We start from the raw sequence: 26,306 nt of genomic DNA, 5'->3' as shown, positions 1-26,306 counted from the left end.
CAGAGGTATTTATATGAATAAATTTAAAAATCTGAAAATTACCACAAGAATATCAATAGCAACTCTTGCGAGCATTGCAACATCGGTGATTATGATAATTGCCGTTATTCTCATCTTTCGCTCTCTGCTACCGGATATTTACGGAATATCGAGAGTTGACTCAAACAAATATTCCACAATCAATCAACTGCAATGGGCGCAAACCATCAACAGCATAAACCGTGAACTTGCCGACAACGACACCGACGACAAAATAAAAAGCGACCTTGACGGCATCACAAAATCAATATCGGAGCTCGGCTCGGAGATTTACATTGCAAAAGACGGCAAAAAGTATTTTGCCAACACCGAAAAGGCAGATGTTGATGCCCACGCAAATGCCATTATGGACACTGACGGCAAAAGAAATATGTACTATTTCGGCAAAGACGGATTGATAATCAAATCTCACCTAAAAACCGAAAACAATCACTTCACCATCAAAATAGTTAACACTAATTTTTCAGTTGATGACGCATCACAGCGAAGTTCTTTGGAAGATTTCAAGGCTATTTTTACAGGCAGAAGCGGATTTATGGTGCTCATGGCACTTCTAATCATCATTGTATCAAACCTCATTATGTCGGTGATAACATCAAAGACCATCACCGCACCAATCAAAAAACTATCTGACGGTGCAAACGAAATTGCAGGCGGTAACCTCAACCATCACATTGAATACGACTCAACCAACGAAATCGGCACAACCGTTAAATCCATCAACGATATGACGGACAAGCTAAAAGCGTCTATCGAAGTTCAAACAGAAATGGCACGGTCACGAAAAGAAATGACTGCCGGAATTGCGCATGACTTGAGAACACCGCTGACTTCAATCAAAGGATATGTTGAGGGACTTCGTGACGGAATCGCAAACACCCCCGAAAAGCAGGAAAAATATCTGCAAACCATATATTCCTCGGCACTTGATATGGAAAAATTGCTTGATGAGTTGCTAACTCTTTCAAGGCTCGAATCAGGTTCAACACAACTTGAAACAATCAAAATTGACATAAACGATTACATCCTTGAATACCTTACGGAAAAGCAACGCAATGTTGACGCAAGCCGTATTACCCTCACATACGCAGGACCGAACATCAAGCAAAAAGCATATGTTATGCTTGACCCAAACAGATTTTCAAGAGTGCTCAACAACATCATTTCAAACTCATTGAAATATTCTTCAAGTGCAAGAAAGCTCATTGTCAGCATCAGCCTTGAAATCTACGACAAGTCGATTATCATTGCAGTATCCGACAACGGCATCGGAATTACAGACGAAAACCTGAAGCATATATTTGAAACATTTTATCGTGCCGACCAAGCAAGAACAAGGGTTCGTGACGGCTCCGGCTTGGGACTTGCGGTTTGCAAGGAAATTGTTGAACTTCACAACGGTCACATCTGGGCAACAAGTAAAGAGGGCAGCGGCACAACGATTATGATTTCCCTCAATCGAGAGGCTTGACGAAAACAAAACAGCACACGGAGGACAAACCAATGAATAAAAAGATACTCATCATAGAAGATGACGAAAACATAACCTGTCTTGAAAAGGATTATCTTGAAGCGCACGGCTTTGAGGTGCTTTGTGCAAATAACGGCTTAAAGGGGCTTGAAATTGCAAAAACAGTCAATGTTGCACTCGTGCTTTTGGATGTTATGCTTCCGTCGCTCAACGGACTTGAGGTTTGCAAAAAAATCAGAGAATTCAGCAACATACCGATTCTTCTTGTCAGCGCAAAAAAAGATGAGTTTGACAAAATCAACGGACTTGGATTCGGCGCAGACGATTATATCGTAAAACCATTCAGCCCGTCGGAGCTTGTTGCAAGAGTTATCGCCCACCTCAACAGATACGAAAGATTGACCAACACCGACCTAAAGGACTCGTCCGTTATTCGTATTGACAATCTGAAAATCGACAAAAAATCACGCCGAATTTTCTTTCACGACACTGAAATCACCTTTACAAACAAGGAATTCGACCTTCTTGCAACCCTGGCAGAAAACCCCGACACGGTTTTCACAAAAGAAGATCTGCTCAGCAAAATATGGAACTACGATTCTATGGGCGACACTTCAACCGTCACCGTGCACATAAACAGAGTAAGAGAAAAGCTGTTTGCGGTGGACAACAATGTGGAACTCATCAACACGGTTTGGGGTAAAGGCTACCGCTTCAACAAATAAAAAAGACTGTCGATAAAGTTCCTGAAACACGCCAAAATATAATCAACCGAATTATGCTCACAGTAATGTAAGCGTAGGTTGGCAACACTAGGTATTAACAGTAGATTTAAAAAAAGCTGTAAGTATAAAACTTACAGCTTTTTTGGCGTTTTCCGTTTTTTGCTCAGTCGAAAGAAAAAGGCTTCCAAAAAATCCGTAGATTTTTTGGAAAGAGGAAAAACATATGTAGTATACTTACAAAACTATGTTTTGTTCTATACGGAATATGTTTTGACGATATACATCTTCCTTCGCAAGAAAACGAAATTCAGAACCTTTCTCAACAGCCTTTGACTTCTTCAACTGTTTCCGTCTTTTCTTCAACCTCGCTGTTTTTCTTGCTGTGTACATAACTCTTGAACGAGTTAATTGCAATGATAACGGCAAGTACGATAAGAAGAACCGCAACAACAAGCTGAATTACGCTTGCAAAAACATCCGTGCCTGCGGCAAGAGATTTAACAAGACCGATTACACGCTGAACAAGAGCGGTAAATGTTACGCAAAGCATAATAATCATCGGAGGGAACAGCATCTTGTTGCTTCTGCCAGTTACCTTGAGGAATACGCAAAGTGTGATAAGAACAAGCGCACTCAAAAGTTGGTTTGCAGAACCGAAAAGAGGCCAAATTGTTTGATAGCCGATTTTTGTGAGAACAAAGCCGCAAAGAAGCGTAACGATTGTTGAGAAATATGTATTGCAAACAACCTTTCTCCAAGGCTTTGCGTGTTTCATATCGTCAACACTGAAGAATTCCTGAAAACACATTCTGCCGATACGGGCAACGGCATCAAGTGTTGTAAGAGCAAGAGCAGATACGCACATTGTCATAAATACTGTTGATAAGTGAACCGAAAGACCCATCTTTTCAAAGAAACCTGCAACGCCCGATGAGAAGATTTGGAAAGGAGTACCATCGGCAGGAACACCGTTTTTAGCAGCAGCACCTGCAACGCAAAGAGCAAGAACGGCAAGCACGCTTTCAAGAATCATTGCGCCGTAGCCAACCTTAAGCATATCTTTTTCATTGGCGATTGTTTTTGACGATGTGCCGGATGAAACAAGTGAATGGAAGCCTGAAACCGCACCGCAAGCAACGGTTACAAACAAAATCGGGAACATTGTGCCGAGTTGTTCGTTCTTGAAGCCGGTGAACACAGGAAGGTTCATTGTAGGGTGACCGATTACAAGTCCCAAAGCCGCACCGACAATCATACAAACAAACATAATTGTTGTCATATAGTCACGAGGCTGTTTCATAAGCCAAATAGGAAGAATTGCGGCAAAGAAAATATAGACAAATACAACATAGCTCCATGTTGTTTTGCTGAATTCAAGCGGGAACTGCATACCCACAGCAAACGAAGCAACGATGAACACAATGCCCAAAACAGCTTCTTTCCAGCCGGAGAAGTTGAACTTCTTTTGGATAAGGCCGAAGATTACGGCAAATACCATAAACATAATCGACACCATACCGGCTGAGCCGTTAACCGCAGCATTGGCTGCAAGTTTGCCTGTTACATCGTCATACGCATTGAAAGTACCCGATACCATATCCGCAAATACCGCAATAATCAAGAGGGAAAAGAGCCAGCAGAAAAGTAAGAAAAGTTTTCTGCCTGTTTTACCGATGTACTTTTCAATAAGCATACCCATGGATTTGCCTTGATTTTTAACCGAAGCATAAAGTGCACCGAAGTCCGTTACCGCACCGAAGAATACACCGCCGATTAAAATCCAAAGAAGTACGGGAAGCCAGCCAAACACAGCCGCCTGAATAGCGCCGGTTACAGGGCCTGCACCCGCAATTGAAGAAAATTGGTGAGAAAATACAGTCCAACCGTTTGTCGGAACATAGTCCTTACCGTCATTATATTTTACGGCAGGAGTTTCGGCTTTGGGGTCAATGCCCCATTTTTTTGCAAGATGTCTGCCGTAAAAGACATAACCTGCGCCGAGAACAACAACAGCAATCAAAACAATTACAAGCGTGTTCATAATTTACATCTTCTTTCTCTTTTTTTACAGTTCAAAAGCAACTTGCATTGGATAACAAAAACAAAAACCTCCGCCAAAGCGAAAATCGTTTCCGATTTTCTGCAAAGGCGAAGGCATAAAATTTAGTGCTTTCGTGTTACCACTTTGCTTGCCGACAGATGCCGACCGCTCAATCACCGTCAATAAAATTAACAGTGTCTCATATAACGGTGAGTCCCGTTTTCAACTACTCGCAATCTTTCACTGAAACTGCTTGCAGGTGAGGGCAAAGCGTGCCTGTTACTGTCTTGCACAACCGACAGCTTTCTGTAGACGGTGCTACGCAAAGTCATATCCTGTTCATTGCATTTGTCTGTTTAATTTATGCTTTTATGTTAATACCAAAAAATCAATTTGTCAAATGTTTTGGCACAATTTTGTAAGTATGAACAAATTGCGAATTATTCAAAAGTCGGTATTTGTCTATTTTTTAACCGCTGTTCCCTCTTGACCACGGAATACAAAAAATTTGTCGTACAAAAATTCCGTAATCATATTGCACGCCATTGTGCACGCAAGAACGATATAGTTAATAGCAGTTACATCAGCAAACTTTGCCGTGAAATGATTGCCCAAAATTGTGCTCACCGGTGTAAACACACAATAGAACGCAAGAACCTTGAGCATTGCAATAGGCACATTGTTTGCCGATTTAAAGGTGAATTTTCGGTTAAAAGTAAAATTCCAAATAACCGACAGCAAAAGTGCAATGAGATACATCGGACCGTACTCATTTTGCATAATTTTTGCAAAAGTGGCATTTGAATCCATCCAATTTTGCAAAACCGGAAGTTTGATGATAACCTCGCTCATAAGAGTGAAAGCCGCAACCTGAATAATACCGGCAGAAGCGGAGAACAGCGCAAATTTTACGAACTGCCAAAAACCGCCGTTGCCTTTTTCTTTCTTTTCGCTCATATAATCGATCCTTTTTATTATGGCTTTTTGCCTAAAAGTTTAAGCAAAAGTCGTCTGAATTTAACTGCAAGTTTGACTATCTTTGAATTATATTCCCTATTCATTCGGCGAACCTCATCAATATCGCCGATTTTTTGATACTTTGCAAGCTCATTTCTCATTGCAGCCATTTCACGAAGGTCAATGTGATGTTCCTTGTGATAGCTGTAAAGAGTTTTCTTCATAGTATCGTGACGCCACTGCATAATTTCCTCATCGGTATACTGTGATTCGTAAAGCTCGGAAGCAGTGCGAGTTTCGTGCTCCGCCTTGTCAATGAATTCCGAAATAATTTTTTCAAGATTTTCTCTGACAGGCTTGTAGGTGTCAGGATTTGGAATAGGATTAAGCATATAATCCTTGTACTTACCTGCGATAACATCCTCGTTGAGAGCTGTGTTTGCATAGTGCTTATACGGGTCAAGTCGAACCGAATTGAAGTTGTGACGAACCCAAAGCACAGGAGTTTCGAGTGCGATACAAGGAAGTGCACAGTGAACTCTGAATGTGAGCACGCACTTTGCGTTTTGATAAAGGTCAAGTCTTTCCTCAACCTCGGCACGCCTCTGCTCCCAAGTCATAAATTGGTCTGACGGAATAGGGCGGGTTGGCGGTTCAACAATTACATCAATGCCTGTGCCCTCCATCTGCTTTTTAACAGCTTCTTCAACAGATTTTGCAAGACCGACAAGAACAATATATTCTCTTTCTCTCGGCTTTGGCGGACGCTTTTTGAGCGTAAGAGTTACGCAACCTGAAAAATAGTTGTCTATTCCACGCTCGGAAAGACGCTCTTGCGTATAATAATCACGGCAACCGATAGGCTCAAATCTCTTGAGATATTCCTTGCCCGGTCCGCTCTCGATATACTCAAACTTTGAAGGCATACCACGAGGTCTGCCCCTTTGAATATCATTGTAGTGAAGACCTATCCACAAAGGATAAACATATTTTGACGGCGGCCAATTCCACTTTTCCCACATATACCATGCGCTCATAATGGTTGCAACCGGCTCGTCATCATCAGCCTTGAAGCTGTCCATAGCTTCAATATCAACCAAGTAATCGGTATGCGGCAACCACTGCTCTGCTGCATATGACTGCATATCGTCACCGATATTTTTGGTGGTTTTTCTGTATAACACACCGTATTTCATTATGCAATACTCCTTATTTAACACTTTATATAGTATGTAAATATATTATCACACCCAACATATAATTGTCAAATATAATACTCTTTATTTTACAATGTTAATGTGCTATAATATAAAAAAGAGCGCTGAAGGGCGGACTGATTTATGAATTGGGCAGAAATAAAAACAAATGACATCGCAAACGGCGAGGGAGTAAGAACTTCCCTTTTTGTATCCGGTTGCAGGCATCATTGCAAAAATTGTTTTAACGAAATTACATGGGACTTCAGCTACGGTCATCTTTTCACCGAAGAAACCATGGAAGATATTTTCAAAAGTGTTGACCACAGCTGGATTAACGGCATATCGCTTCTCGGCGGCGAACCGTTTGAACCCGAAAATCAAAAGGTACTTGTGCCGTTTTTGGTGATGTTTCACGAGAGATTTCCGGACAAAACCGTGTGGTGCTACACCGGATTTACGCTTGAGCAAATCCTCGGCTGTACGGAAGAAAAAAGCCGTGCCGCAACCGACATCAGCAAGGAAATGCTGTCGCTCATTGACATACTTGTTGACGGCCCGTATGTTGAGGACTTGCACTCAATCACACTCAAATTCCGTGGTTCGTCCAACCAAAGAGTAATCGACATAAAGAAAACAATCAAGGAACAAAAAATCGTGCTTTACCTTGAATAAGCACGATTAAAATATAAACATCATAAAAAACTCGGAGCAGATGCTCCGAGTTTTATTTTGGATTATTAATTAGCCAAGCTCTGAGAAGTACTTGATTGTTCTAACCATCTGTGATGTGTATGAGTTTTCGTTGTCATACCATGAAACAACCTGAACTTCATATGTGTCATCAGCAACTTTAAGAACCATTGTCTGAGTAGCATCAAAGAGTGAGCCGTATCTCATACCAACGATATCTGAAGAAACGATTTCATCAGTGTTGTAACCGAATGATTCTGTAGCTTCAGCCTTCATAGCTGCGTTGATAGCTTCAACAGTAACTTCCTTGTCTGTCTTGATAACAGCTGTAAGGATTGTTGTTGAACCTGTTGGAGTAGGAACTCTCTGTGCAGAACCGATAAGCTTGCCGTTGAGTTCAGGAATTACAAGACCGATTGCCTTTGCAGCACCTGTTGAGTTAGGTACGATGTTAACAGCAGCAGCTCTTGATCTTCTGAGGTCGCCCTTTCTCTGAGGACCGTCAAGTGTCATCTGATCGCCTGTGTAAGCGTGGATTGTGCACATGATACCGCTCTGGATTGGAGCAAAGTCATTGAGAGCCTTTGCCATAGGAGCAAGGCAGTTTGTTGTGCAAGATGCAGCAGAAATAACTGTATCTTCAGCTGTAAGTGTGTCGTGGTTTACATTGTAAACGATAGTAGGAAGGTCGTTGCCTGCAGGAGCAGAAATAACTACCTTACGAGCACCTGCCTTAATGTGAGCAGAAGCCTTTTCCTTTGATGTGTAGAAACCTGTGCACTCAAGAACAACGTCTACACCAAGCTCGCCCCAAGGAAGTTCTGAAGCATCAGCCTTTGCATAAATCTTAATTTCCTTGCCGTCAACGATGATTGAATCGTCAGTAGCTGAAACTGTATCAGCAAGAGCATACTTGCCCTGTGATGAATCGTACTTCAAAAGATGAGCAAGCATCTTTGGGCTTGTAAGATCGTTGATTGCAACAACTTCGTAGCCTTCAGCGCCGAACATCTGACGGAAAGCAAGACGACCGATACGGCCGAAACCATTAATAGCAACTTTTACCATTGGATTATACCTCCGAAAATTAAATTAATTAAATAAATTGCTTTATTTTATTGTACTATTATTTTATACTTTTTACTATTAATAATCAAGCGAAAATTAGATTTTTTACAGATTATACAAAAACAATCTATATACCCTACATATATTATGTTAATTTTGTAACAATCTGCAAAAATTTGGCGATATTTTGACCGGTTGCAAACCCTATCACCGTGATTTTCGCCTAACCTATTATATAATTTATTATCGTGTTGGAAACAAGCATACCTTTTGGGGTCAATGCAACTCGTTCACCGAGGTCGGCAACATATCCCATTTTGACAAATTCAGCAAAATCTCGGTCAACAAGCGATTTGTCAATCCCCTTTGCAAGGCGAAGCCCGAGCATAATCTGCTCTTCCTTGTCACCGCCCGTGCCGTCATCAATTTTGTTCCACTCTCTGTCGTAGAAAAATCTTTTGCCACCCCAAAAACTGTGAGCCGATTTGCCGATGCCGAGATACGGGGTCAAAGTCCAATATTTCGTGTTGTGCCTGCTCTCAAATCCCGGAACGGCAAAATTGCTGATTTCGTACTGCTTAATACCGAAAGAAGCAAGAGTGTCAACGGTTTTAAGATACATTTCGCCCACCGTGTCATCATCGGGCAAAACAAGTCGGTCACGCATTTGGAAGAACTTTGTGCCTTCCTCGATTTTGAGCATATAAGCCGACACATGAGGCACACCCACGCTTTTGATGAAATCGAATGAATAATCGAGCGACTCAATCGTTTGCTTTGGTGTGCCGAGCATAAGGTCGAGGCTGATGTTTTCTATCCCCGACTGCCTTGCATAATTTATCGTGCGTTCAACCTCATTTCTGCCTGCCGCTCTGCCGAGTGCAAAGCGTTCGCTATCAACCGCACTTTGCATACCGACGCTTATACGATTAACGCCGTATGAAGCATATTTTTTGAAATCTTCGGACAAATCCTTACTTGGATTACATTCAACGGTAATCTCCGCATCATCCGAAATTTCAAACTGTGCCCTTGCACAATCAAGGATTTTGCCGATTAGCTCCGGAGGCAAAATACTCGGAGTGCCACCACCGAAATAAACAGTATCAAAGATACCTTGATACTGCTTAATTTCATCACATATTTCTTGAACATATTGCTGTGCAGACGCTTCATCAAACTTCACGCTGTAGAAATCGCAATACGGACATTTACTTTTGCAAAACGGAATGTGAAAATACAATCCCGAACGCTCATTGTTCATAATTAACCCTTCTTGGCTCTGTTTTCTGCCTTCAAACGCAATTCCTTGCTGAGGATTGTTTTGCGCAAACGGATTGATTTTGGAGTAACTTCAAGAAGTTCGTCATCTGCCAAAAATTCCATACTCTGCTCAAGTGAAAGAGTGGTTGGCGGAACAAGTTTGAGTGCTTCGTCAGAACCGCTTGCACGAGTGTTTGTGACATGCTTTTTCTTGCAGACATTGCACACAATATCCTCGTCCTTTGCACATTCGCCGACAATCATACCCTCATAAACATCAACACCCGGACCAACGAACAAACGACCTCTGTCTTGAGTGTTCCAAAGTCCGTAGCCTGTTGTTGTGCCTGTTTCATGAACCACGATTGAACCACGGCTTCTTGTTTCGATATCGCCGTGCCATTCTTCATATCCGGCAAAGAGCTGATTCATAATACCATTGCCGTTGGTGTCGGTCAAAAATTCGCTTCTGTAACCGATAAGACCTCTTGACGGAATCTTGATTTCCATATGTGTCATACCTGTTGGACGGGTATCCATATTAATCATTTCGCCCTTGCGTGAGCAAAGTTTTGTCATAACAGCACCGACATATTCTTCAGGCACTTCAACAATTGCGGTTTCCATAGGTTCAAGCACCTTGCCGTTGGCATCTGTCTTTGTGATAACCTGCGGACGAGAAACTTGGAATTCGTAATTTTCTCTTCTCATAGTTTCAATGAGGATTGAAAGGTGGAGTTCACCTCTGCCCGAAACCTTGAATGTGTCCATAGAATCGGTTTCTTCAACACGCATAGAAACATTGGTTTCAACCTCCTTGAACAATCTGTCACGGAGGTTACGGGAAGTTACATACTTGCCCTCTCTGCCTGCAAACGGTGAATCGTTAACGATGAAGTTCATACTGATTGTAGGCTCATCAATTTTTACAAACGGAAGTGGCTCAATGTGTTCAGGGTCGCAAGCAGTTTCGCCGATATTAAGGTCGGCAATACCTGCGATCGAAACAAGGTCGCCGAACTCGGCGCTGTCGCAAGCAACTCTCTTGAGTCCCTCAAACTGATACATCTTTGTGAATTTTACATTCTCCTGTGTTCCGTCCTGACGGCAAAGAACATAAGGAGTGTTAACCTTAATTGTGCCTCTTTCAACTCTGCCGACACCGATTCTGCCTACATAATCGTCATATTCAAGTGACGAGAACAAAATCTGTGCAGGACCGTCAGGGTCACCGACAGGTGACGGAATGTATTTCAAAATAGCATCCAAAAGCGGACGCATATCGCCCTCACGAACGGTCGGGTCGGTTGAAGAATAGCCCTCTCTTGCAGAAGCATAGATAACAGGGAAATCAATTTGGTCGTCATCCGCACCAAGCTCAATGAAAAGGTCGAGAACTTCATCAATAACCTCGGCAGGTCTTGCGCCGTCACGGTCAATCTTGTTGACAACAACAAGCGGAGTTTTATGTAAGCCGAGTGCCTTTTTAAGCACAAATCGGGTTTGAGGCATACAGCCCTCAAATGCGTCAACAACAAGGAGAACGCCGTCTACCATAGTGAGAATACGCTCAACCTCTCCGCCGAAATCAGCGTGTCCCGGGGTGTCAACGATGTTAATCTTTGTGTCCTTATAATGAATTGAGGTGTTCTTTGAAAGAATTGTAATGCCTCTTTCCTTTTCAAGGTCATTTGAGTCCATTACTCTTTCCTGCACAACCTCGTTGTCACGGAAAATACCGCTTTGATGAAGCATCTCATCAACAAGTGTGGTCTTGCCGTGGTCAACGTGAGCAATAATCGCAATATTTTTTATATTTTTTCTTTCTTCTCTTGCCACAATAATGCCTTCTTTACTTCTTTTTATTAAAGCTGTCTCTGAGCTGTACTGTTCTGTTAAACACAAGTGCATCCGGCTTGCTGTCCTTATCGGTGCAGAAGTAGCCTATGCGCATAAATTGGAATCTGTCGCCCGGATGAGTTCCTGCAAGTGCCTTTTCAACATAAGCGGTTTTAACTTCAAGTGAATCAGGATTGAGATTGTCCTCAAATGAGCCAACGCCCTCCTCGTCACTTGGATTTTCAACATTGAACAAACGGTCGTAAAGTCTAACCTCTGCTGTGTTGCAATCGTTTGCACACACCCAATGAATTGTGCCTCTGACCTTTCTTCCGTCAGGAGTGTCACCGCCAAATGTTTCAGGGTCGTATGTTGCGTGAACAGCGATAACCTCACCGTTTTCGTCCAAATCATATCCTGTGCAAGTTACGCAATAAGCCTTGTAAAGTCTAACCTCGTTGCCAACGAACAAACGGCGGTACTTGCTGATCGGCTCAACCATAAAGTCGTTTTTCTCAATCCAAAGTTCTTTGCCGAAAGGAATAGTGCGCTTGCCGAATTCCTCGTGGTCAGGATGATATTCAACCTCAAGTTCTTCAACCTTATCTTCAGGATAATTGTCGATGATGAGTTTGAGCGGGTCAACAACAGCCATTGCTCTCTTTGCATTTCTGTTGAGGCTGTCACGAACACAGCTTTCGAGCATCGCAAAATCAATTACGCTGTAAGCCTTTGAAACACCGATTTTTTCGCAAAAATCACGGATTGCATCGGCAGGATAGCCACGACGACGCATACCGCTGATTGTTGCCATTCTTGGGTCGTCCCAACCGTCAACAATTTTGTCCTGAACAAGTTTCAGGCACTTTCTCTTTGATGTAAGAGTGTAGTTGAGGTTCATTCTTGCAAATTCAATCTGTCTTGGCTTTTCACCCTCAACGCAGTTGTCGCAAACCCAATCATAAAGCGGTCTGTGATTTTCGAACTCCAATGAGCAAAGTGAGTGTGTTACTTTTTCGCAAGCGTCCGAAAGAGGATGAGCAAAGTCATACATAGGATAAACGCACCACTTGTCGCCTGTTCTGTGGTGATGTGCATACATAATACGATAGATAATCGGGTCACGCATATTCATATTCGGTGACGCCATATCAATTTTTGCACGAAGAACCTTTGAACCTGCCTCAAATTCGCCGTCTGTCATTCTTTGGAACAAATCAAGGCTTTCTTCAATAGGTCTGTCACGGTACGGGCTGTTCTTACCCGGCTCGGTAAGAGTGCCTCTCATCTCTCTGATTTCGTCTGCCGATGATTCGTCAACATAAGCAAGACCTTTTTTGATGAGCTTAACCGCACATTCGTAAATATAATCAAAATAATCAGACGCAAAGTAGATATTATCCCAATCAAATCCAAGCCACTTGATGTCCTCTTTGATTGACTCTACATATTCGGTGTCCTCTTTAATCGGGTTTGTGTCGTCCATACGGAGATTGCAAACACCGTTGTACTTGTTCTTTACACCGAAGTTAATGCAAATAGCCTTTGCGTGTCCGATGTGGAGATAGCCGTTCGGTTCAGGAGGGAATCTTGTTTGAACACGGGAATACACTCCCTCTTTTAAATCTTCATCAATAAAATCGTGGATGAAGTTTTGGGTTACGGTTTCCTCGTCTTTGATTTCATCAATTGCCATTTACATTTCCTCCTTGTAGTGATTTAGTGCCGAATTCAATCTTGCCTTTACTGTGTCCTCGCCCAAAAGTGCGGTGATGGCAAAAAGGTCCGGTGTGTTTGTTCTGCCTGTGAGTGCCACACGAATAATTGTTGACACATCGCCGACATGACCTTCAAATTTTTCAGGCTCTGCCTTGTATTCCTTGACATTCGGTGTGCATCCGACAAGAGGACAAACCTCTTTCATTCTGCCAAACCAAGCGTCTTTGTCATCATCAAGATTTACAACCTTGAGGTATTCTTCAATAACCTTGACTGCGAGTGACGGAGTTGCGTTGCCGTTAAGCTCATAATTCGGAACAAAAGTTTCGTCATACATATAGCTTACATAATCGAGCACATCGCTCCACTTTGCAATATCCTTACGAGGCTTTTTGCCCTCACGGTCGATGTTGAGAATTGCGGTTGCCTTTGCCTCATCCTGTGCAAAAAGCTCTGCAAGCTGTGGCTGATATTCCTTTGACCAAGCATAAGCAAGCTCAAACACTTTTTCGGCAGGCATAACAGAAATAACATTCTTTGACACATCGGTGAGTTTTACAATGTCAAAAAGTGCACCCGACACGCTCATTTTTTTGAGGTTGAACGGGAATTTTTCGATAGGCTCTGTTTTGTTCATTCTGCGCCAATCCTCAAAGTTTGAGTTGGCAAGAGTCATCATATATTCGTTTACGCTTTCCTGAGGATAGCCCTCTTCTGCATAATAAGTAACGGCTGCTTCAGGGTCTTTACGCTTTGAAAGTTTGCGCTTGCCTCCGTTTTCTTCCTTCATAATAGGAGAAACATGAGCATACTTTGGTGGCTTGAAGCCAAGCACCTTGAACAGCTGAAGATGAATCGGAACAGATGAAATCCATTCGTCACCTCTGACAACATGAGTGGTTCTCATAAGATGGTCGTCAACTGCATGTGCAAAGTGATAGGTCGGAATTCCGTCCGATTTGAGAAGAACAACATCCTGAACATTCTCCGGCATTTCAATTTTGCCCTTAATCATATCGTCAAAATAGCACTTCTTTTCGAGGTCGCCCGGTGACTTAAGGCGAAGTGTCCAGCTCATACCCGAATCAATATTAGCCTTGATTTGCTCAAACGAAAGGTCACGGCATTTTGCCCATTTGCCCCAATAGCCCTTGATGCTTTCGTTTTCCTGTGCGGTGCGGATTTCGTCAAGTTCATCGGCGGAGCAGAAGCAAGGATAAGCAAGTCCCTGCTCAACAAGTGCCTTTGCATAAGTTTGATAAATCTCAACTCTTGCACTTTGATAATACGGTCCGTAGTCGCCGATTTCTTTTTCGTCACCGACAACACCCTCATCTGCATTGATTCCGTAAACCGAAAGTCCCTTGAGCATTACATCAATAGCACCCTCAACTTTACGCTTTTGATCAGTGTCCTCAACTCGAACATAGAACACACCGTCGGTAGTTTTTGCTGTCTTATAAGACACCATACAGGTGAACAGGTTGCCAAAATGCAAAAAGCCTGTTGGACTTGGAGCAAAACGAGTTACCCTTGCGCCCTCTTTAAGTGCTCTTGGCGGATACATATCTTCCATATCCTGCGGAGCTTTTTTGATATTTGGAAACAAAAGCTGTGCCAATTCCTTAAAATCTGTCATATTCTCTCCCTAAAAAAATTAATGTTACATAGAATTACATTTTATTATCTCATAAACGGACTTGATATTCAATATTAATTTATATATTTATTATATTAATTTTTAAAATTTATACAAAAAATGTATAATTTTTTTGTGAAAATAATAAAAGACCAATCATTCCTTGGTCTTTTTATTCTTGAACACTATTAATTTTGAGAAAACATAATTCAGAATTATGATAACGAACGACACTGCCACCTTTGAATAAATACCATCAGTGAACAGAATTTTCATACCTACGCCCATTTTTTCAAACAAATTGTAAAACAGATTGTCAAAAGAAGTTTTTACAAGCAACGGAACGCAGACAATCTCAATAACTCCCGTAACTCCACGGGATGCAAAAAACGACACAGCTTCTTTAAGGACAAATTTGATTTCCCAACTTTTTGATTCAAACACCCAAAGTTTGTTTGTGATGTAGGCAAAAGTCACAGCACACACCCAGCTGACAAGATTTGCCCAAAACACCGACATTTTGCAAAGATTGACAAAAACGGTATAAGTGCCCCACGACACAACGGTTGTGAGCACTCCAAAAATGAGATACATTATTACTTCTTTGTTGAACAATTTTTTCATAAATCAAAATCCTTAATTTGAATTTTATATAATAATGCACCCAAACCGCCAATTTGTCAAGCACAAAAAAGGCGGACATCTTTGTCCGCCTTAAAAAAACATAATTAGATTTGATGCTTATTTTTGATTTTAAGTCTTTCCATCGCACGAGAGAGATTTGCCTGAATTTGATAGTATTCGTCAAGCGAATGCTGTTGACGAAGTTCCTCTTCCGCTCTTTCGGCAGCCTCTTGTGCACGGCGCTTATCGATTTCTTCAGGAAGTTCGGCAGAAATGCAAACAAGGTTTGCACGATTGTCGAAGAACTCCAAAAATCCTGAACCGACAAACGCTTCTGTCACCTTGCCCTCGGCATCCGTGAACTTCATTTCGCCAAATTCGATAGGTGCAACCGTATTTTCGTGGTTTGCCAAAAATCCGCAAAATCCCTCTTCCGCAACGGGCACAACAAGACTTTGCGCCTCACCGTCAAAAAAGATACGGTTTGACGCAACAATCTTCAATTTAAAAGTGTTCATATAAATCACCAATTAAAGTGTTTTTGCTTTTTCAATAGCGTCATCAATAGTGCCGACATTGAAGAACGCCATTTCAGGCAAGTCATCAACCTCACCGTCAACAATAGCCTTAAAACCTCTTACGGTTTCCTTAATAGGAACATAAACGCCCTTTAAGCCCGTAAAGGTTTCTGCTACATGGAATGGCTGTGACAAGAACTTTTCAATCTTTCTTGCACGATATACAGAGAGCTTATCATCATCGGACAATTCCTCCATACCAAGGATTGCGATAATATCCTGAAGTTCCTTGTACTTCTGCAAATATTCCTGAACCTTGCAGGCAACCTCATAATGTTCCTCGCCTACAACATCAGCCTCCAAAATTCTTGAGTTAGACTCAAGTGGGTCAACTGCAGGATAAATACCTTTTTCTACTATCTTACGAGAAAGAACGGTAGTTGCGTCAAGGTGAGCAAAGGTTGTTGCAGGAGCAGGGTCTGTAAGGTCATCGGCAGGAACATAAACAGCCTGAACGGATGTGATTGAGCCGTTCTTGGTGGAGGTAATTCTCTCCTGAAGTTCACCGACATCAGTTGCCAAAGTCGGCTGATAACCAACGGCTGACGGCATTCTGCCCAAAAGAGCGGAAACCTCGGAGCCTGCCTGAATAAATCTGAAGATGTTATCAATGAAAAGAAGCACATCCTGATGTTGTTTGTCACGGAAATACTCTGCCATTGTAAGTCCTGTTTCGGCAACTCTCATTCTTGCTCCCGGTGGTTCGTTCATCTGACCGAAAACCAAAGCAGTCTTGTTGATTACACCCGACTCCTTCATTTCGTTCCAAAGGTCGTTACCTTCTCTTGAACGCTCACCGACACCTGTAAAGATAGAATAACCGCCGTGTTGAGTTGCAACATTGGTGATAAGTTCCTGAATAAGTACGGTTTTACCTACACCGGCACCACCGAACAAACCGATTTTACCACCCTTTTGGTAAGGGGTAAGAAGGTCGATAACCTTGATACCTGTTTCCAAAATCTCTACTTCGTCCGATTGCTCGTCAAAGCTCGGAGCTTTACGGTGAATTGACCAGTGCTCCTCGTTATCCAAATTTTCCAAATCATCTATGGTTTCGCCGACAACATTGAAAAGTCTGCCCAAAGTTTTTTCGCCGATAGGCACTTTGATTGAATCGCCTGTTGCGGCAACCTGCATATCCTTGTACAAGCCCTCCGAAGCAGCAAGCATAATGCAACGAACTGTGTTGCCGCCGATATGCTGTGCAACTTCCATAACGGCACGCTTGCCGTCATTTTCAACTTCGAGTGCTTCCTTGATTTTTGGAAGCTCGCCGTCAAACTGTACATCAACAACAGGTCCCATAACTTGTGTTATTTTACCGTAATTCATACTATTATTACCTTTCTGAAAGGTTGTTATTGAGCCTCTTGAGCAGCGTGACTTGCACCACCGCAAACCTCACTGATTTCCTGTGTAATCGCTGCCTGTCGTGCTCTGTTAAACTGAATGGACAAATCTTTAATCATAGAATTGGCACTGTCCGATGCGTTTTGCATTGCCATCATACGAGCATTGTGCTCACTGCAATAGCTCTCTACAAGCGCACCGTACACAAAGCCTGCAATATAACTTGGAACTATAGAATCAAACGCAGTTTTTACATCAGGCATAAATACTGCATCGTTGTAGTGCTCAACAAGTTCGTTGCTTTGCATATTGATACTGCCCTTCTTCAACGGAAGAAGCTGAGTGCTGACCGCCTCAACCGTCATTGAATTGACCATTTTTGTATATACAACATGAACCTCGTCAATCTTTTTGTCAAGAAACATCGAAACGATTTTTTCGCTGATATGTCTTGCACGGTTAACAGTAGGATTTTGTGCCGCATATCTGAAATTAATATCAATCGGAATTTCCTTTTTTTCAAAGAAATGTCTGCCGAGCTGACCGACTACAAAAAGCATATTGTTGCATCCGTCATCAACTGTGCACTTCTCGGCAAGTTTGATAACATTGTGGTTATATGCACCTGCCAAGCCTTTATCGGCAGTAATTACAAGATATGCAACGATTCTGTCATCGCCGACTTTATTTGGTCTTTCGTCAAAATATACCGAACCGACCTCCGGCGCAACATCCAAAATCTTTGCAAGACTGTCTTGAATCATATAGAAATAAGGCTCTGTGTTTTTTAAATCTCTGCGGGCTTTTTGAAGTTTTGACGAGGACACCATATACATTGCATTTGTGATTTTCATAGTATCCTTGATAGACTTTATTCTGCCCTGGATTTCTCTTGCATTAGCCATTATTTGCCTTTCCGAATTCATCAATCACATCGAGGATTGAAGCCTTCAAATCATCATCAAGCACCTTTTGAGTGTCGATTTCAGCAACAAGGTCGCTGTGATGATTTTCAAAATATTCGAGCATTTCGCCCTGATAGCTCTTGAGTTTGTCCTTTGGCACATCAACAAACTTCTTGCCGATTGCACCAACAAGAGTGATAACCTGCTGTGCAAGTGACATTGGGTGAGTAAGCGGTTGCTTAAGAAGTTCCATAAGACCCGAACCGTACTTAAGTTGCATCTTTGTGTCATCATCCAAATCAGAAGAGAACTGGGTGAACACTTCCATTTCTCTGAACTGTGCCAAATCAACACGAAGTGAGCCTGCTGCCTTCTTCATAGCCTTTGTTTGAGCCGCACCGCCAACACGGGATACGGAAAGACCGACATTAACCGCAGGTCTTTGACCCGAGAAGAAAAGGTCACTTTCAAGATAAATTTGACCGTCTGTAATTGAAATAACATTTGTTGGGATGTATGCAGATACATCGCCTGCCTGGGTTTCGATGATAGGCAAGGCAGTGATTGAACCGCCGCCAAGCTCGTCACTCAAACGGCTTGAACGCTCAAGAAGTCTTGAGTGCAAATAGAATACATCACCGGGATAAGCCTCTCGTCCAGGCGGTCTGCCCAAAAGAAGAGAAATTGCACGGTAAGCAACAGCGTGCTTGCTCAAATCGTCATACACGATGAGGCAATCCTTGCCCTTGTACATAAAGTATTCAGCCATAGCCGTTGCCGAATACGGAGAAATATATTGAAGTGAAGCCGCATCCGATGCTGTTGAGCACACAACGATTGTGTAATCCATAGCACCGTTCTTTTTGAGTGTGTTAACAAGTTTTGCAACAGTTGACGCTTTCTGACCGATGGCATTGTAAATACAGATTGTGTCCTTGCCCTTTTGGTTAATGATAGTGTCGATTGCAATAGATGTTTTACCTGTTTGACGGTCACCGATGATAAGTTCACGCTGACCTCTGCCTATCGGGAACATAGAGTCAATAGCAAGAATACCTGTTTCCATTGGCTTTGAAACCGATTTTCTGTCAACGATTGACGGAGCCGGTTGCTCAACCAAGCGGTAATCGCTTGCTTCAATATCTCCCAAGCCGTCGATAGGCTCGCCAAGAGCATTTACAACTCTGCCGACAAAATTTTCGCCTACCGGAACGCCTGCTTTTCTCTTTGTACGCTTAACCTTTGTGCCTTGCTCGATTTCGTCATCCGAACCAAAAAGGATACAGCCGATTGAGTCGTGGTTGATGTTTTGAACCATACCCTTTGTGCCGTCCTCAAACACAACGATTTCGCCGTACATTGCATTGCCAAGTCCAACGATTGTTGCGATATTATCGCCAACCTTGACTACCTGACCGACTTCTTCGCCCTGAAGATTATCTTTGAAGGACTTAATATCCTTGCGCAAAACTTCAAGCACCTCTTTGTTGCTTCCGGTGCTTTCCTTGGCAGTACGAAGAATTTGCTCTTTGATAGTCTGCATCTTTGTTTTGAGAGAGAAGTCATACTCCTTGCCCTCAACCGCAATTACAAAACCGCCAATCAAAGACGCATCTTTTTTTATGTCAACAACAACATTTTCGCTCTTTGTTTCCTTACGAACAAAATCCTCAATACCCTTGAGTTGCTTTTCGTCAGGAGGGTTGATGCAAGTTACTGTTGCGTGAATGATATTCTTTTTTCTGTCACCTTCAACGATATATGCCTCAATAAGCTCCTCGAGGTCGCCACACTGGCATTTCTCGGCAAGCTCGCTCAAAAATTCTCTTACGGACGGAGCAAACAAATCGTTGATTACCTGCTGTTTTTCCTCGGCAGGATAGTTTGGATTGTTGAGTGTTTCACGAAGTTCCTCGCTGCTGTTGTACAATCTCAACGCATCTTCCAAGCTACCCACGCTAACTTGGTTTGAAAGCAGGTTTTGGATATATAAATCTTGATTTTTAATCATTAATCTTCACTGCTTTCGTTTAAAAATTTGTCATAAATTTCTGCATCGGTTTTTGCGCTTACGCTTTCGCCGACAACCTTTTGTGCTGCCTCCATAGCAAGCTTTGCAAGTTCTTCCTTAACATCTCGACGGGCATTTTCCGTATCCAACTCGATTTGCTTTTGAGCGTCTTGCTTAAGCCTTGTGGCATCATTATTTGCTTTGTCAAGGATTTTGTTATATTCAACCTTTGCCTTATCCCTTGCATCAGAAATAATTTCCTTTGCTTCGGTGTTGACATTTTTGATTTTATCCTCATAATCAGCCATTTTTTCGTTTGCGGCGTTAACCGTATCTTCAGCCTCTTTGAACTGATTATCAATCAATTCCTTTCTTGCCTGAAGGGTCTTTTTGATTGGCTTGATAAGGAAAAATCTCATCAAAAGATAGAAAATAATAAGATTGACTATTGTCCAAAGCAAATTAAAATCAAACTTTAACATTTGTTAATTTCCTTTCAATCAATAATGAACGGCGAACTATTTTACCATAAAGATAATCAAAATTGCACCAATCAAGCCGTAAATAGCTGTTGCCTCTGACAAAGCGGCACCGAGAATAAGAGTTGTTTGAATTTTACCTGCAATTTCAGGCTGACGAGCCTGAGCCTCTACTGCCTTACCTGTTGCGATACCGATACCGATACCTGCGCCAATGCCACACAAAAGTGCAATACCTGCACCGATTGCAATAATTGATCCTGTCATAATTTTATCTCCTTAAAATATAAATCATTGTTTATATGCTCAAGCCGTAGCTTTAGCTTGTTTTTTTGCTTGTTTTTTTGCCAATTTCTCGGCTTTCTTTTGAGCCTTGCGCATTTTCTTTGCTTCCTTTGGCTCTTCTTCCTCTTCTTCAACAGCTTCTTGAAGATAAATAGCTGTCAAGAAACAGAAAATGTACGCTTGCAGGAGTCCGTCAAACAAATCGAAGTAGAGGCTGAACACAACCGGAAATCCGAACTTCATAAACGGCACTGCCTTGATTAATTCCATAATGGTGAACGCTGCAATGATGTTACCAAAAAGTCGCATACAAAGCGAAAGCGGTTTGGTGAACACCTCAAGAATATTGATAGGAGTAACTATCCACACAGGTTTTGTAAATTGCTTGAACCTGCCGAGGACACCCTTATCCTTAAAGGCACAATATTCTACGAGCACGATAGAAGTGAGTGCCATAGCCGCAGTGACCTGCATACTTTTTGTAGGTGGCTTGAATCCCAACAGTCCAATCATATTGGACACGCCGATAAACAAAGCCATACTCATAAGCCATGGTATATACCTTTCTACCTTTGGACCCATAATGGTTTTGAAAAATGCTTCTGCCTTTTCATAGCACATTTCGAGTATCATCTGACGCTTGGATATTTCGCCCTGAACCTTTAAGTTTCGGGTGAGGAATATAGCCAAAATCGTCACAGCGACAATTATAATCCAAGAAACCACAGTGCTTTCATCAAAGCCGATGTGTACGCCATTGACATCAAAGCCGAACACTTCGTCGATGTTGAGCTGCTTTTGGAGTTCTTCCTGCAAATTGACGCTCATACTAATAGGTGCTAATGCCATCGTCATTCCTCCATTTCCCATATATTTGCAGGTTTGAAAAGATTGTTATTTTTTTCACCTGCTTTTACTCTCATTATAACTACGAAATTTGAATTTTGCAATACAGCTTTTTCATATTTTTGACATTCATATGATAAAAATAACCAAGAAAAATGAAGTAATTTTGTGCAACTTTATACCTATCGTTAATATTTGATTTACTCTCTGTATATAAAACATACTGTGCTACCCTACCATTTGTAATATCTTTGCAAAGAGGCAGGTTATTTTCAAAAATCGGTTTACTTTTTTGGAATTATCATTTATAATAAGAGGCTGAAACGAATATATAAAACGAATATATAATGTAAATAATATTAATATAGGAGATAGTTATGGCAAATAATCAGAAAAAAATGGTTGATGACATCACATCGATGGATGTGGACTTTGCCAAATGGTACACGGATGTGTGCAAAAAGGCAGAGCTTATAGAATACACAAGCATTAAGGGCTGTATGGTAATCCGACCTTACGGCTATGCAATTTGGGAAAATATCCAAAGAATACTTGACGGAATGTTCAAAGCAACAGGACACGAAAATGTTTGTATGCCAATGTTCATCCCTGAATCATTGCTCCAAAAGGAAGCAGACCATGTTGAGGGCTTTGCGCCTGAATGTGCGTGGGTAACCTACGGCGGAAATGAAAAACTTGAAGAGCGTCTTTGCGTAAGACCTACAAGCGAAACTCTTTTCTGCGAGCACTTCAAAAACATTGTTCACTCTCACAGAGATTTGCCTAAACTCTACAATCAGTGGGTATCTGTTGTAAGATGGGAAAAGACAACAAGACCGTTCCTCCGTTCAAGAGAATTCTTGTGGCAGGAGGGTCACACACTCCACGCAACACCTGAGGAGGCAATTGAGGAAACAGAAAAAATGCTTGGCATCTACACCAAGTTCTGCCAAGAGGATTTGGCTATGCCTGTTATCCAAGGTCAAAAGACAGAGAGCGACAAGTTTGCAGGTGCGGAAAGAACATACTGCATCGAAGCACTTATGCACGATGGCAAGGCACTTCAGGCAGGCACAAGCCACTACTTTGGCGATGGTTTTGCAAAGGCATTTGACATTCAATTTGCAGACAAAAACAATCAGCTCCAATACCCACACCAAACATCTTGGGGAGTTACAACCCGTCTTATCGGCGCAATCATTATGACTCACGGTGACGACAACGGACTTGTTCTTCCACCGGCTGTTGCACCGATTCAGGCAATCGTTATTCCTGTTGCACAGCACAAAGACGGCGTTCTTGATGCGGCAAACGAACTTTGCGACAGACTCAACAAGGTTTGCAGAGCAAAGATTGACGATTCAAACAACACTCCGGGCTGGAAGTTTGCAGAATACGAAATGAAGGGTGTTCCTGTAAGAATCGAACTCGGTCCGAGAGATATTGAAGCAGGTCAATGCGTTGTTGTTACCCGTCACAACAGAGAAAAAACAATCGTTCCGCTTGACAAGATTGAAGAAGTTATCCTTGAAAAACTTGAAGAAGTACGCAAGGGCATCTACGAAAAGGCTCTTGAAAACAGAGAACGCAGAACATACATTGCACACAATATGGACGAAATCATTGCCGACCTTGAAAAGAACGGTGATGGCTTTGTAAAAGCTATGTGGTGCGGTGACGAGGCTTGCGAAGACAAGGTTAAGGAAGTTACCGGTGTAGGTTCTCGTTGCATTCCGCTTGAACAAGAGCACATTGACGACAAATGCGTATGCTGCGGCAAGCCTGCCAAATGTATGGTTTACTGGGGCAAAGCTTATTAATTTAACAAAAACAAAACCGTCAGGGCAAAACAAATCGCTCTGACGATAATATAACATTATATTATTTAGGAGGCATCACTATGTCAGTATTAGTAACAGGCGGACTCGGCTACATCGGTTCGCACACATGCGTTGAACTTATGAATGCAGGATTTGATGTTGTTGTTGTAGACAATCTTTACAACTGCAAAAAATCATCTTATGACAGAATCAAGGCTCTTGTTGGAAAGGACTTCCCTTTCTATCAGGTAGACATCAGAGATAAAGAAGGTATGCAAAAGGTTTTTGAAGCTGAAAACATCGACAGTGTAATTCACTTTGCAGGTCTTAAGGCAGTCGGCGAAAGCTGTGTAAAGCCTCTTGAATACTTCGACAACAACATCACAGGCACACTTGTTTTGCTTGATGTTATGAGAAACAACGGTTGCAAGAAGATTGTATTTTCATCATCAGCTACCGTTTACGGAATGAACAACATTTCTCCTCTCACCGAGGATATGCAGGTTGGCGGAGTTACAAACCCATACGGCAGAACAAAATACATCATTGAGTGTATGCTCCAAGACCTTTATGCAAGCGACAACGACTGGAGCATCTGCTTGCTTCGTTACTTCAACCCAATCGGCGCACACAAGAGTGGCACAATGGGCGAAGATCCAAACGGAATTCCAAACAACCTTATGCCATACATCACTCAAGTTGCCATCGGCAAGAGAGAAGAACTCGGCGTATTCGGTGACGATTACGACACTCCTGATGGCACAGGTGTAAGAGATTACATCCATGTTGTTGACCTTGCACTCGGTCACCTCAAGGCTGTTGAAAAAGTAAGAGCAGACAAGGGCTTGTTCATCTACAACCTCGGTACAGGTATCGGATACAGCGTTCTTGATGTTGTTCACGCTTTTGAAAAAGCAAGCGGAGTAAAAATTCCTTACTCAATCAAGCCTCGCAGAGCCGGCGACATTGCAACTTGTTACAGCGACCCATCCAAGGCACTCAAGGAACTTGGCTGGAAGGCTGAAAGAGGCATTGAAGAAATGTGCGAAGATTCTTGGAGATGGCAGAGTCAGAACCCTAACGGCTACCCGGACTGATAAGACTGCCGCTAAAGCTCCCGAAGCACGCCAATAACAAATCAACTCCCGAAGCAAATACGCTTCGGGAGTTTTAGCGTGTCGGAAAAAGTATTTTCGACACGCTGTATGCAACTGAGAAAGCTTCTGAATTTCGTTTTCTTGCGAACTTTGCTGTACAATGGTACCGCTTGTTCGCAAAAAACGAAAAACGCCAAAAATGCTGTAAGTTCGATACTTACAGCATTTTTTAAACCCCACCGTCAACACTTCGTGTTGCCACCTCCCCTTGCGTCAATGGGAGGCATAATTCGGTTAATTATATTTTGGCGTGTTTCAGGAGCTTTATCAGTTTTGGAAAAAGAAATCTTCTTCATCAATTAATGTATATGCAAATAACTTGTCGCTGTCAAGGTCAACACGGTGCATATCAACCGCATTGATTTTGTGACAATTATAGGTTGTGTAATAATAAATGCCCTTGTCGGCATTGCAGCAAGATGTGTAAATCGTGATTTCATACTTGCCGTCTGCCACCTCGCAACAGCCTCGTTGTTGGTCAACAGAACCAAGAATATGGAAGAACTGACCGACGCTTGATTTTTCATCATCGGCTGATTTGGAATTAAGTTTTGTGAACGCAACCTTTGCAAATCGTGACGGTGACGACAAATCACCCGGCAAGCCGAGTGCGCCCATTCCCCTGCTGAAATACTGCAAATCCAAATCATAATTATTGTTCGGTTGCTGTGGAGAAAGCGACATATATTTGCTGAACTCGTACATCTGCACATCAAACGGCGGATTGTTTGTGAGCACGCCGATTGGATTGTCATAAATTTTCATTCCGTCTGCCATACATTCAAGAGTTATGCACTCGTTTTTATCACAAATAATATAATGAAGCTGTGCAGAAGTTAGTTGCTCGTTGAACGGAGTGTTTGTGATGTTTATATTGCCGAGTAGTTCACGAACCTCCGACATATCCTTGCATTGGCACAAAATCCACGGGATAAGTTCGAACTGTGCAACATTTTGCTTACCCTTGCAAGGCTCGGTTGCATAAACAGCGTTGCCCACAAAATTAAGTCCTGCAATGCAAACTCCCTTTTCGTTTACGGCATCATAGTAAAGCGGGTAGTCATTTGCAATATGCGCCATACCAATAATGGCATAGTGATTGTCATTTCTGCCCTCAAAGCGAAAATTGAACGGATAGTTGCGAGGTGTAACCGTGATGCTGTCACCGTAAGAAAATTCATAATCGAGTGTTCTGCCAAAATAAAAATCCTTTGTTTTATAAGTTGCGGCTGTGCACATAAAATCATACTCCTTTACATTATTATATACCAAATTTTTTATATTAAAAAAACGACAAGGTAAAAACCTCGTCGTTGGTGCCGGCGGTGGGACTTGAACCCACACACCCAAACGGATAACAGATTTTGAGTCTGTCTCGTCTGCCAATTCCGACACGCCGGCAAATCAGCATTTATATTATATATAAAAACCTATATTATGTCAACAGTTTTTTGAAAAGTCTTTCAGAAGTGATATAGGCTGTTGAGAAAGTTTCTGAATTTCGTTTTCTTGCGAACTTTGCTGTACGATGGTACCGCTTGTTCGCAAAAAACGAAAAACGCCAAAAATGCTGTAAGTTCGATACTTACAGCATTTTT

General features: G+C 42.1%; 22 protein-coding genes and 1 tRNA gene. 5 read left to right on the top strand and 18 right to left on the bottom strand.

Translation table 11 applies throughout. From position 1 onward, the window contains the following. Positions 1-13: 13 nt before the first annotated feature. Together B5D29_RS06965 and B5D29_RS06960 are read left to right on the top strand one after the other, a co-directional pair. Entirely contained in the window at positions 14-1,510 is a 1,497-nt protein-coding gene (locus tag B5D29_RS06965) for a sensor histidine kinase (RefSeq protein WP_078768859.1), read from the top strand. 32 nt (positions 1,511-1,542) lie between these two features. After that, positions 1,543-2,235: a response regulator transcription factor gene (locus B5D29_RS06960; RefSeq protein WP_078768858.1), complete on the top strand. Its 693-nt coding sequence runs from the start codon at positions 1,543-1,545 to the stop codon at positions 2,233-2,235. Positions 2,236-2,554: 319 nt separating this feature from the next. Here B5D29_RS06960 and B5D29_RS06955 read toward each other — a convergent pair whose 3' ends face one another. From B5D29_RS06955 to B5D29_RS06945, 3 genes are all read right to left on the bottom strand, one after another. Next, positions 2,555-4,276, bottom strand: a complete 1,722-nt coding sequence (locus B5D29_RS06955) for a carbon starvation CstA family protein (protein WP_078768857.1) — start codon at positions 4,274-4,276, stop codon at positions 2,555-2,557. Between the two features lie 462 nt (positions 4,277-4,738). Beyond that, positions 4,739-5,233, bottom strand: a complete 495-nt coding sequence (locus B5D29_RS06950) for a GtrA family protein (protein ID WP_078768856.1) — start codon at positions 5,231-5,233, stop codon at positions 4,739-4,741. A 17-nt stretch (positions 5,234-5,250) separates the two neighbouring features. Then, on the bottom strand, positions 5,251-6,429 hold the full coding sequence (locus B5D29_RS06945) for a polysaccharide pyruvyl transferase family protein (protein ID WP_078768855.1): 1,179 nt from the start codon (positions 6,427-6,429) through the stop codon (positions 5,251-5,253). A gap of 144 nt (positions 6,430-6,573) precedes the next feature. On the opposite strand from B5D29_RS06945, the gene nrdG reads away from it, so the two are divergent. Next, complete coding sequence (gene nrdG / locus B5D29_RS06940; protein WP_078768854.1) at positions 6,574-7,104, top strand: anaerobic ribonucleoside-triphosphate reductase activating protein; 531 nt, start codon at positions 6,574-6,576, stop codon at positions 7,102-7,104. Between the two features lie 69 nt (positions 7,105-7,173). Here nrdG and gap read toward each other — a convergent pair whose 3' ends face one another. From gap to atpB, 13 genes are all read right to left on the bottom strand, one after another. Continuing rightward, positions 7,174-8,190: a type I glyceraldehyde-3-phosphate dehydrogenase gene (gene gap / locus B5D29_RS06935; protein ID WP_078768853.1), complete on the bottom strand. Its 1,017-nt coding sequence runs from the start codon at positions 8,188-8,190 to the stop codon at positions 7,174-7,176. A 223-nt stretch (positions 8,191-8,413) separates the two neighbouring features. Further along, positions 8,414-9,454, bottom strand: coding sequence for a radical SAM family heme chaperone HemW (hemW, locus tag B5D29_RS06930; protein WP_078768852.1), 1,041 nt, complete (start codon positions 9,452-9,454; stop codon positions 8,414-8,416). Positions 9,455-9,456: 2 nt separating this feature from the next. Further along, the gene (gene typA / locus B5D29_RS06925) at positions 9,457-11,292 is read right to left on the bottom strand and encodes a translational GTPase TypA (protein WP_242941760.1); all 1,836 of its coding nucleotides are present in this window, start codon (positions 11,290-11,292) and stop codon (positions 9,457-9,459) included. A gap of 13 nt (positions 11,293-11,305) precedes the next feature. Next, on the bottom strand, positions 11,306-12,988 hold the full coding sequence (locus B5D29_RS06920) for a glutamine--tRNA ligase/YqeY domain fusion protein (protein ID WP_078768850.1): 1,683 nt from the start codon (positions 12,986-12,988) through the stop codon (positions 11,306-11,308). Further along, positions 12,989-14,650, bottom strand: coding sequence for a glutamate--tRNA ligase (gltX, locus tag B5D29_RS06915; protein WP_078768849.1), 1,662 nt, complete (start codon positions 14,648-14,650; stop codon positions 12,989-12,991). Positions 14,651-14,806: 156 nt separating this feature from the next. After that, positions 14,807-15,274, bottom strand: coding sequence for a GtrA family protein (locus tag B5D29_RS06910; RefSeq protein ID WP_078768848.1), 468 nt, complete (start codon positions 15,272-15,274; stop codon positions 14,807-14,809). Between the two features lie 104 nt (positions 15,275-15,378). Further along, positions 15,379-15,792, bottom strand: coding sequence for an ATP synthase F1 subunit epsilon (gene atpC, locus B5D29_RS06905; RefSeq protein WP_078768847.1), 414 nt, complete (start codon positions 15,790-15,792; stop codon positions 15,379-15,381). 12 nt (positions 15,793-15,804) lie between these two features. Then, positions 15,805-17,187 (bottom strand): F0F1 ATP synthase subunit beta, encoded by a 1,383-nt coding sequence (gene atpD / locus B5D29_RS06900; protein ID WP_078768846.1) that lies wholly within the window; start codon positions 17,185-17,187, stop codon positions 15,805-15,807. A gap of 26 nt (positions 17,188-17,213) precedes the next feature. Beyond that, a complete protein-coding gene (gene atpG, locus B5D29_RS06895; RefSeq protein ID WP_078768845.1) occupies positions 17,214-18,110 on the bottom strand; it encodes an ATP synthase F1 subunit gamma in 897 nt (298 codons plus the stop codon). Next, positions 18,103-20,121 carry a F0F1 ATP synthase subunit alpha gene (gene atpA, locus B5D29_RS06890; protein WP_078768844.1) on the bottom strand — a complete coding sequence of 673 codons (2,019 nt, stop codon included), beginning with the start codon at positions 20,119-20,121 and terminating at the stop codon, positions 18,103-18,105. The genes atpG and atpA overlap by 8 nt, the downstream gene beginning before the upstream one ends. Next, entirely contained in the window at positions 20,121-20,603 is a 483-nt protein-coding gene (gene atpF / locus B5D29_RS06885) for a F0F1 ATP synthase subunit B (RefSeq protein ID WP_078768843.1), read from the bottom strand. Before atpF ends, atpA begins: the two co-directional genes overlap by 1 nt. A gap of 36 nt (positions 20,604-20,639) precedes the next feature. Further along, positions 20,640-20,867 (bottom strand): ATP synthase F0 subunit C, encoded by a 228-nt coding sequence (atpE, locus tag B5D29_RS06880; protein WP_078768842.1) that lies wholly within the window; start codon positions 20,865-20,867, stop codon positions 20,640-20,642. A gap of 39 nt (positions 20,868-20,906) precedes the next feature. Beyond that, complete coding sequence (gene atpB / locus B5D29_RS06875; protein ID WP_200803081.1) at positions 20,907-21,734, bottom strand: F0F1 ATP synthase subunit A; 828 nt, start codon at positions 21,732-21,734, stop codon at positions 20,907-20,909. Positions 21,735-22,108: 374 nt separating this feature from the next. On the opposite strand from atpB, the gene proS reads away from it, so the two are divergent. Together proS and galE are read left to right on the top strand one after the other, a co-directional pair. Next, positions 22,109-23,551, top strand: a complete 1,443-nt coding sequence (proS, locus tag B5D29_RS06870) for a proline--tRNA ligase (RefSeq protein WP_078768841.1) — start codon at positions 22,109-22,111, stop codon at positions 23,549-23,551. A gap of 80 nt (positions 23,552-23,631) precedes the next feature. Further along, the gene (gene galE / locus B5D29_RS06865) at positions 23,632-24,648 is read left to right on the top strand and encodes a UDP-glucose 4-epimerase GalE (protein ID WP_078768840.1); all 1,017 of its coding nucleotides are present in this window, start codon (positions 23,632-23,634) and stop codon (positions 24,646-24,648) included. Between the two features lie 327 nt (positions 24,649-24,975). On the opposite strand, the gene bsh is transcribed toward galE, so the two are convergent. Both bsh and B5D29_RS06855 read right to left on the bottom strand, forming a co-directional pair. Further along, the gene (bsh, locus tag B5D29_RS06860; RefSeq protein WP_078768839.1) at positions 24,976-25,947 is read right to left on the bottom strand and encodes a choloylglycine hydrolase; all 972 of its coding nucleotides are present in this window, start codon (positions 25,945-25,947) and stop codon (positions 24,976-24,978) included. A 75-nt stretch (positions 25,948-26,022) separates the two neighbouring features. Then, positions 26,023-26,109: transfer RNA gene (locus B5D29_RS06855), tRNA-Leu, on the bottom strand. Between the last annotated feature and the right edge of the window lie 197 nt (positions 26,110-26,306).

The organism is Eubacterium coprostanoligenes, from assembly GCF_900167205.1.
In the GTDB taxonomy this organism is placed as follows: domain Bacteria; phylum Bacillota; class Clostridia; order Oscillospirales; family Acutalibacteraceae; genus Eubacterium_R; species Eubacterium_R coprostanoligenes.
Note: the sequence above shows the minus strand (reverse complement) of the source record. Positions and strands in the feature narration are given on the sequence as shown.